The sequence below is a fragment of the Phenylobacterium sp. genome (assembly GCF_044371015.1).
Taxonomy (GTDB): domain Bacteria; phylum Pseudomonadota; class Alphaproteobacteria; order Caulobacterales; family Caulobacteraceae; genus Phenylobacterium.
Map to the genome: position 1 here is coordinate 1 of NZ_JBILUK010000217.1, position 5550 is coordinate 5550.

Sequence of the window (5550 nt, forward strand, 5' to 3'; positions counted from 1 at the left end):
TTTCAAAGCAAACGCCCGGCCTCACCGCCGGGCGTTTTGCTATGCGTGGCTGGCTCGCGAGCGCTTCGGGTCGAACAGCGTCAACGCCAGACCGACGCCGGTCGCCACCACCAGCCCCGCGATGATGATCACCAGCCGCTGCGACGCCTCCGCCTGTCCCGGGTCCACCGCCCACTGCAGGTTTCGGGTGTGGTTCAACAGAGCCGAGACATAAAGTCCGCCCGCGAACGACCAGCCTGTCGCGAGCGCCCGCGACATCCCGTTGCGGATCGTCAACATGCCGCCGGCGATCAGAATGCCGGCCGCCACCAGGTCGATCGACCATGAGGGCCAGTTGGCGAGATTGTCGTAGTTGCGCATGATCTGCGCCGCGCCGAGCACCAAGCCCACTGCGATCGCCATCCACGCCGATATCCGCGTCATGCCGCCTCCCTCGTGTTCGAAATAGGAACATAGGGCGGTTTGCAGGCGCCGCCACAAGTGCGCACTTACCTCCGTCACCGCCTTCGGCGGCCCTCTCTCCGGCTCGGAAAAGATGAGCGCTCTTAGACCTCCCCCAGGCGCGAAGCGCCGGGTCGGCGGATTTGTCGCCCCCGACCAGCGCCAGGGTGACGGAGGGTGGGCATATCGCGGCCTACGCCGCCCGGGCGATCACCCTGTTCCGGCCGCGCGCCTTGGCTTCATAGACCGCCTCGTCCGCGCGCTTCAGCAGCGCGGTCGGCGTATCGCCGCCGCCGGCGCTTTGGGCCACGCCCACCGAGATCGTCACGCCCAAGAGTTCGCCGCCGCCCATCACGCGGAACGGCGCGCCGGCGGCGTGCAGACGGATGCGTTCGGCGATCCGGCGAGCGTCCTCCAGGTCGGTGTCGGGCATCACCACCACGAATTCCTCGCCGCCGTGACGAACCGGCAGGTCCACCGCCCGCACGTTCGACGCCAGCCGCACCGCGAACTCAGCCAGCACCTCGTCGCCCACGTCGTGCCCGAAGCTGTCGTTCACACGCTTGAAGTGATCGATGTCGATGACCAGCACGGAGACCGGCTGGCCGCCATGCCGCGCCCGCTCCATCAGGGCTTCAAGTTGGGTGGCCATGTAGCGGCGGTTGTGGAGACCGGTCAGTTGGTCGGTCACCGCCAGTTCGAGGGAGTGATCGAGATTGGCGCGCAGATAGTCCGTGTAGCGCTTGCGGCGGATCTGGGTGCGCACCCGCGCCGCCAGTTCGCCCGGGTCCACTGGCCGGGCCAGGATGTCGTTGACGCCGATCTCCAGGGCCTTCACCGCCCGCGCCCGCTCGTCGATATCCGCGATGGCCAGGATTGGCACCCCGCGCGTCGCCTCGTCCGAGCGCAGCTGCGCCGCCAGACGCAGGCCGTCGAAACTCTTCGCATTGGCGTTCAGGATCACCAGGTCCACCAGCCCCCTCGCGGCCAGCAGCGCCGTGGCCGCCTCGCGCTCGATCACGGGGCGATGCTCTACCGCCAGCTCGCTTGCGACCCGCTCCGCCTGGCGCTCATTGTCGTCAACGATCAGGATGCGCCCGCCGGAACCGCCGAGCCGCGAGGCCGCGCCGGCGATCACGCCCACCCGCCGGCCGGAAGCCTCCCGCGCCCGCAGTTCGTCGATCACGCCCTTGAGCCGCGTAAGGCTGCGCACGCGGGCCATCAGCATCACGTCATCGATAGGTTTGGTGAGAAAGTCGTCGGCCCCGGCCTCAAGTCCCGCCACCCGATCGGCCCGACCATCGAGCGCCGTGACCAGCACCACCGGCACATGCCGCGTCGTTGGATCTTCCTTCAGGCGCCTGCACACCTGGAACCCGTCCATCCCGGGCATCATCACGTCCAGCAGGATGATATCGGGGCGTTCAGACCCGGCGATCGCCAACGCTGTCGGCCCGTCATAGGCGGTGAGCACCTCGAAGTACTCGGCGCTTAGCTTGGCCTCGAGCAGCCTCACGTTCGATTCGATGTCGTCGACGACGAGGATGCGGGCGGACATTCGCGTCAGGCCAGCAGTCGGCGGATCGTTTCCAGGAACGGCCCCACCGAGATCGGCTTGGAGATATAGGCCTCACAGCCGCCCTCGCGGATACGCTCCTCATCACCTTTCATGGCGAAGGCGGTCACGGCCACCACCGGAATGTGCGCCAGCTCGTCGTCTTCCTTCAGCCACTTGGTGACCTCGAGGCCCGAGATCTCCGGGAGCTGAATGTCCATCAGGATCAGATCCGGGCGGTGCTCGCGCGCGATCGACAGCGCCGCCAGGCCCTCGCGGGTCTCGAGGATTTCATAGCCCTGGGCTTCGAGCAGATCATGAAACAGCTTCATGTTCAGCTCGTTATCCTCGACGATGAGGACTTTCTTGGCCATTCGGACTCGCGTCGCGCTCCGGGCCCTGCCGCCAACGCGACCCGCCCCACCTTGGCTGTGGTTATCGGCCGGGATGTCCTTAAACTTCGTTATCCGTGACTCTGGAGCGCCCGTGACCAACCTTGCCCCTCGCCTGTCCGACCTCGGCCTCTCCGGCGACCGGCCGCTGCTGCTGATCGACGTGGACGAGGTGCTGGGTCTCTTCATGCAGGGGTTCGGAGACTTCGTGGCCGCGCAAGGGCTCGAGTTTCGAATGGAGCGCTTCGCCTTGTTCCAGAACATCTACCGCCCTGGCGAAACCACCCACCTGCCTCTGGAACAGGGTCAGCCCCTGTTCGACGCCTTCTTCGCGACGGCCTGCCACCAAATTGAACCGGCCGAGGGTGCGCCTGAAGCCCTGGCCCGGCTCTCCCGGCACGCCGAGATTCTGATCCTCTCCAATGCTCCGAAGCCGGCCGAGGCCCTGCGCCGCCAGTGGCTGGCCGCCCACGGCATGGACTATCCGCTGGTGCTCAACTCCGGCCCCAAGGGTCCCATCGCACAGGGCCTGATCGCTCAGGCCAAAGGCCCGTTCGCCTTCGTCGACGACCTGATCTCCAACCTCGATTCGGTGTCAGACCACGCACCCCACGTCGCCACCTTCCAGCACGTCGCGGACACCCGCCTGCGAGGTTTCGCCCCCGTCAGCGACCGCCACCCTCGCCATGACGACTGGCAGAGCTTGGGTGATGCGCTGGAGGCGGCGGTGAGGGGTTGACGTGACTTGCCCATCCCACGCCACGCGGCGCGATCTTCGCTAGACTGCCCCCATGTTCCGGCTGGGCGTTGACTTTGGCGGCACCAAGATCGAGGCGGCTGTGCTGGACGGCAGCGGCCGCTTCCTGGCCCGTGTCCGCGCCCCGACGCCGCCAGACTACGAGGATCGTCTAGACGCCACCCGCGCCGTCGTCGCCGAGGCCGAACGCCATGCCGGCGTCACGGCCTCGCGCATCGGGGTCGGAGGTCCGGGCTCGCCCAATCCGGCCACCGGTCTGATGCGCAACTCCAACTCCACCATCCTCAACGGCCGCCCCTTTCCGGCCGACCTCGAACGCGTGCTGAGCCGCCCGGTCCGCTACGCCAACGACGCCAATTGCCTGGCGCTCTCCGAAGCCGTCGATGGCGCGGCGGCCGAAGCGCGCGTTGTCTTCGCCGTGATCATCGGCACCGGCTGCGGCGGCGGCATCGCGGTGGATCGCCGGCCGCTGGAAGGGCGCAATCTGGTGGCTGGCGAGTGGGGCCATACACCCCTGCCGTGGCCCAAGCCCGACGAACATCCTGGCGGCCCTTGCTGGTGCGGACGCCGCGGCTGCCTGGAGCTCTGGCTCAGCGGTACGGGCTTCCGAAATCTCACAGGCCGAACCGCGGAAGAGGTCGCCGTCGAGGCCGGGGCCGGGGACGGGGCCGCGCTGGCCCTGCTCGACGTCTATGCCGACCGTCTGGCTCGTGCGCTCGGCGTTGTCGTCGATCTGATTGATCCGGACATGATCGTGCTGGGCGGCGGCATGTCCAACATCGCCCGGCTCTACGACGTGCTGCCCCACAACGTCGCGCGACACGTCTTCTCCGACACCTTCGACACTCCGATCCGGCCCGCCCTGCACGGTGATTCCTCCGGCGTGCGCGGCGCCGCCTGGCTCTGGCCGCCCGAGTGACCGGCTTCTGCCGCGACTGCTTTTCGACCGTCCCCGAGGCGGCAAGGCGCTGCTCCGCGTGCGGCTCGCCCCGGCTGCTGCATCATCCGGAACTCGGCCGGCTCTCCATCGCCCACATGGACTGCGACGCCTTCTACGCCAGCGTCGAAAAACGCGACCGGCCGGAACTGCGCGACCTCCCGGTGATCGTCGGCGGCGGCAAGCGCGGCGTCGTCACCACCTGCTGCTACATCGCCCGCATCTCCGGCGTGCGCTCGGCCATGCCGATGTTCAAGGCGCTCAAGGCGTGCCCGCAGGCGGTGGTGATCAAGCCGGACTTCGCCAAGTACCGCGCCGAGTCCAAGCGCATCCTCGGCATGGCCGCCGAACTCACCCCACTGATCCAGCCGCTCAGCCTCGATGAGGCCTGGATGGATCTTTCCGGCACAGAGCGCCTGCACGGGGCGCCGCCCGCGGTCACGCTCGCCCGCCTGCAAGCCCGCATCGAGGCCGAGGTCGGAATCACCGTCTCCATCGGGCTGGCGTCCAACAAGTTCCTCGCCAAGATAGCCTCCGACCTCGACAAGCCGCGCGGCTTCTCGGTGATCGGCGCTGAGGCGCAGGCGTTCCTCGCGCCCAAGCCTGTCCGCATCCTGCCCGGTGTCGGGCCGGCCATGGTGGCGAGCCTGGAGAAAGCGGGATTCCGAACCGTCGGCGATCTCGCCCGCGCCGGCGCCCGTGATCTCGCCGATCGTTGGGGCGCGACCGGCCTGCGCCTGCACGACCTGGCTCATGGGCGGGACAGCCGCGCGGTTCGCCCTAACGAGGCGCGCAAGGCCATGAGCGCGGAGACCACCTTCAACGAGGACCTGTCCGCCCTGGAGGATCTGGAGGACATCCTCGCCGCGCTCGCCGACCGGGTCGCAGGTCAGGCCCGCGCCGCGGGGATCGCAGGGCGCGTGGTGACGCTCAAACTGCGCGCCACCGACTTCAGGATCGTCACCCGGCGTCGGACCCTGCCCGTCGCCACCCAGACGGCCCACACCCTCTTCAAGGTCGGCCGCGAACTCCTGGCTCGCGAAGCCGACGGCCGGCCCTGGCGGCTCATCGGCATCGGCATCGCCGATCTGGTCGAGGCCGATCAGGCCGGCGCCGACTTTTTCGCCGCCGAGGAGACCAAGGCGTTGGCCTCCGAACGCAGCATCGACGCCATTCGCGCCCGCTTCGGCAAGGGCGCTGTCACCTCCGCCCGCCTGCTAAAGGCCAAGCGCGAAGACCTCTAGCGACCCACTCCTGACCGCACACCGCTGCATCAATTCGCGTCCGCGAAGGGGTTGCGGCGATTCATCCCTTTCAATCCCCCCCATGTTTCATATCTAATCCCCGTGCCGGTCGCGAGCGCGCCGGCGAGGAGATCGTGAGAGGCCCATGAGCGAACGAAGGGATGGTGGAACCGACACCGGCGTTCGCTCGACAGTGATCGCCCAGACCAAGCCGAAGACTCAGA

The 5550-nt window shown here is 68.2% G+C and carries 6 protein-coding genes; 3 read left to right on the forward strand and 3 right to left on the reverse strand.

Annotated features, from left to right (window positions below):
* Positions 1 to 39: 39 nt before the first annotated feature.
* The 3 genes from ACIQ3R_RS14730 to ACIQ3R_RS14740 form a co-directional block, all read right to left on the reverse strand.
* On the reverse strand, positions 40 to 423 hold the full coding sequence (locus ACIQ3R_RS14730) for a hypothetical protein (RefSeq protein ID WP_397419614.1): 384 nt from the start codon (positions 421 to 423) through the stop codon (positions 40 to 42).
* Between the two features lie 211 nt (positions 424 to 634).
* On the reverse strand, positions 635 to 1999 hold the full coding sequence (locus ACIQ3R_RS14735; RefSeq protein WP_397419615.1) for a PleD family two-component system response regulator: 1365 nt from the start codon (positions 1997 to 1999) through the stop codon (positions 635 to 637).
* 5 nt (positions 2000 to 2004) lie between these two features.
* Entirely contained in the window at positions 2005 to 2370 is a 366-nt protein-coding gene (locus ACIQ3R_RS14740; protein WP_397419616.1) for a response regulator, read from the reverse strand.
* 112 nt (positions 2371 to 2482) lie between these two features.
* Here ACIQ3R_RS14740 and ACIQ3R_RS14745 point away from each other — a divergent pair, with 112 nt between their 5' ends.
* Genes ACIQ3R_RS14745 through ACIQ3R_RS14755 form a run of 3 tightly spaced genes read left to right on the forward strand, consistent with a single transcriptional unit; the run spans position 2483 to position 5326 of the window.
* Entirely contained in the window at positions 2483 to 3127 is a 645-nt protein-coding gene (locus ACIQ3R_RS14745; protein ID WP_397419617.1) for a hypothetical protein, read from the forward strand.
* 52 nt (positions 3128 to 3179) lie between these two features.
* Positions 3180 to 4064 (forward strand): ROK family protein, encoded by an 885-nt coding sequence (locus tag ACIQ3R_RS14750; RefSeq protein ID WP_397419618.1) that lies wholly within the window; start codon positions 3180 to 3182, stop codon positions 4062 to 4064.
* Complete coding sequence (locus tag ACIQ3R_RS14755; protein ID WP_397419619.1) at positions 4061 to 5326, forward strand: DNA polymerase IV; 1266 nt, start codon at positions 4061 to 4063, stop codon at positions 5324 to 5326. The genes ACIQ3R_RS14750 and ACIQ3R_RS14755 overlap by 4 nt, the downstream gene beginning before the upstream one ends.
* Positions 5327 to 5550 lie beyond the last annotated feature (224 nt).

Coding starts and splice junctions, on each gene's coding strand:
- ACIQ3R_RS14740 (WP_397419616.1), bottom strand. CDS start 2,370: ATGGCCAAGAAAGTCCTCATCGTCGAGGATAACGAGCTGAACATGAAG.
- ACIQ3R_RS14730 (WP_397419614.1), bottom strand. CDS start 423: ATGACGCGGATATCGGCGTGGATGGCGATCGCAGTGGGCTTGGTGCTC.
- ACIQ3R_RS14735 (WP_397419615.1), bottom strand. CDS start 1,999: ATGTCCGCCCGCATCCTCGTCGTCGACGACATCGAATCGAACGTGAGG.
- ACIQ3R_RS14750 (WP_397419618.1), top strand. CDS start 3,180: ATGTTCCGGCTGGGCGTTGACTTTGGCGGCACCAAGATCGAGGCGGCT.